The following is a 750-nucleotide window of genomic DNA, read 5'->3' on the forward strand; positions in this document are numbered from 1 at the left end:
TCAGGGCAGTTACCTGATCGACACTAAGAGCTGCGACCTGGTCTGTCGACATGGCCGACAGCTGCTTGGAGGAAAGGGCAACGATGTTGTCTGTCGCGATTGCGGCGATAGCGGCAGTGGACAGAACTCCGACCTGCGTGGACGTCATTGCGCCGATCTGGCTGCTGCCGAGTCCGGCGATGACGTCGGTGCTCAGCGATGCGATCTGCGCGGTCGACATCGCCGAGATCTGCTTGGACGTCATGGACGTGACGTCGGTGCCGAGGGCAGTAAGCTGATCCGTGGACAGGCCGGAGATTGCCTTGCTGCTGATCGCGGCAAGTTCGTCAGTGGAGAAGGCTGCAATTTCGTCGGTCGACATGACAGCGATGGCACCCGAGGTCAGCCCTGCGATCTGCGAGCTGGACAGAGCCGTCACCTGGTCGACATCAAGAGCTGCGACCTGGTCTGTCGACATGGCCGAAAGCTGCTTGGAGGTGAGAGCAACGATACTGTCGGTAGCAATCGCTGCGATGGAGCCGGTCGACAGAACCGCAATCTGAGTGGACGTCAATGCGCCGATCTGGCTGCTGCCGAGCGATGCGATGACATCCGTGCTCAGCGATGCGATCTGGGTGGTCGACATTGCCGAGATCTGCTTGGAGGTCAGGACAGTCACGTCGGTTCCGAGGGCAGCGATCTGGTCGCTGGACAGGCCGGAGATTGCCTTGCTGCTGATGGCGGCGACTTCGTCAGTCGAGAAGGCTGCGA

1 pseudogene is annotated in these 750 nt (G+C 60.8%); it reads right to left on the reverse strand.

The features are described 5' to 3' along the window. Positions 1-750, reverse strand: a pseudogene (locus ASF70_RS24175) (hypothetical protein); the annotation flags it as partial.

Origin of the sequence: Rhizobium sp. Leaf321 (assembly GCF_001423215.1) — a bacterium.
Lineage (GTDB): Bacteria > Pseudomonadota > Alphaproteobacteria > Rhizobiales > Rhizobiaceae > Neorhizobium > Neorhizobium soli.